This is a genomic window from Paenibacillus sp. OT2-17 (assembly GCF_009827695.1).
GTDB classification, from domain to species: domain Bacteria; phylum Bacillota; class Bacilli; order Paenibacillales; family Paenibacillaceae; genus Paenibacillus; species Paenibacillus polymyxa_B.
In genome coordinates this window covers 1-1,595 of record NZ_WUDQ01000715.1, presented here as the reverse complement: position 1 = coordinate 1,595, position 1,595 = coordinate 1, and the positions used below count along the sequence as shown (strand labels likewise).

The window sequence follows — 1,595 nt, the reverse complement described above, 5'->3', positions numbered from 1 at the left end:
CCGGGACCTCCGCCTGTTCAATAATTAGCTCTAATGAAAACGGATTGAGCAAACCATGTCCTGTACCAATCGGTGAAGCTCCAGGCATAACGGCGTGTACTCCAAGCTCTTGTAGCCTCTTGGCTAGAATCACATCGTCCGATATGTAGGGCAGCACGATAAAGCCTTCTTCTAACAGCTTTTCACTAGCCTTCAACGTTTCAAAAGGGTCAGGCAGCAGTGTCTTGCTATCCCCAATGACTTCCACCTTAATCATATCGCACAAGCCGGAGGCTTTTGCCAATTGGGCAATACGAATGGCCTCCTCTGCTGTTGTAGCCCCTGCTGTGTTGGGAAGAAGTGTATACCGGCTCAAATCCAGCATATCGAGAAAATGCTGCTTATCCCGTTCCTCCAAGTTCAATCTCCGTACAGCAAACGTCAATATTTCCGTCTCAGCAGCCTCTACGGCTTGGGATTGGATATCTAGATCAGAGAATTTTCCTGTTCCCAACAACAACCTTGAGGTAAAAGATGCTTTTCCAATGGTTAACATGATCAACCGCCTCCCACAAAATGTACAATCTCTAGGCAATCTCCATCCTTCAGTACCGCTTCATCATGATCTTCACGGGTCAATATACGCCGATTCAGCTCTACCACTACGGTTTTCACCTTTACATCAAGCTCATGTAGCAATTGATCCACATGAGTGATTCGATTAGAAAAGGTCAGGCTCTGGCCGTTAATCGTCAGCTTCATAAGCTTTCCTCCTTGAGGAGCTCAGAAGAAAATCTACTTATCCCAAGTTCAGCTGCACCAGCCCCATTAAGCATAGCTGCCAGCGCACGCCCGGTAGCATCACTCAGCAGGACACCGTTGCGATAATGCCCGACGGCAGCATATACGCCCTCGACCCCAGGGACAGTGCCTATAAAAGGATGACCTGATGCGGCCTGCGGACGTAAGCCCGCCCAAGTGCGTATAAAAGAAGCTTCACGGACGCGCGGCAGCCAAGCAGAGGCACGTGCCAGCAACCCCTCCAAGCCTCCTACGGTCACCTCTTCGTCATATTGATGCGGAAGGCTTGTTGCCCCAATCCAACGCTCGTTATTCTGTTTAGGCACGAGGTAAATATCATCAGCATAAATGGTGTATTCTAACGGGTGATCCTTCAAGGAGACCGCTACCGCTTCGCCCTTGACCGGATAAAGTGGATATTCAAATCCAACCTGCGCTAGCAATTTCATGCTATCCAAGCCTCCGGCAATAATGACCTGATCGCAGGAAAAAAAGCCACTATCTGTTCGAACACCGCAAACTCGACCATTCTGTATGACCAGTTGCTCTGCCTGTGTACCAGACCATACCGTTGCCCCCAGCACCGCAGCAGCACCTGCATAAGCATGGCAAAGCTGGACAGGAGCCACTTGTGTCTCCTTTGAACGATATATTGCCCCGATCGCTTGTTCATCCAAACCTGGAATTCGTCGGGCCAATTCCCTCGCATCCCACCAGATAGGACAATCATCCTCTCGCGTTTTAGCAGCTTTCCAGCGTTTTTGGCCTTCAGTTTCCGTACGGAAAGGAGTCACAAATCCTTCTGTACGGAATTC

The 1,595-nt window shown here is 49.7% G+C and carries 3 protein-coding genes; all 3 read right to left on the bottom strand.

Going from position 1 to position 1,595, the window contains the following annotated elements; genetic code table 11:
• Nucleotides 1-535, bottom strand: a 535-nt coding sequence (locus GRP75_RS26415; protein ID WP_160790828.1) for a beta/alpha barrel domain-containing protein, incomplete at its 3' end; no start/stop codon positions are given.
• Between the two features lie 2 nt (nt 536-537).
• Nucleotides 538-741, bottom strand: coding sequence for a sulfur carrier protein ThiS (thiS, locus tag GRP75_RS26410; RefSeq protein ID WP_013310519.1), 204 nt, complete (start codon nt 739-741; stop codon nt 538-540).
• The coding region (locus GRP75_RS26405) for an FAD-dependent oxidoreductase (RefSeq protein WP_160790827.1) at nt 738-1,595 on the bottom strand (858 nt) is incomplete at its 5' end. The genes GRP75_RS26405 and thiS, both read right to left, overlap by 4 nt.

Coding starts and splice junctions, on each gene's coding strand:
- thiS (WP_013310519.1), bottom strand. CDS start 741: ATGAAGCTGACGATTAACGGCCAGAGCCTGACCTTTTCTAATCGAATC.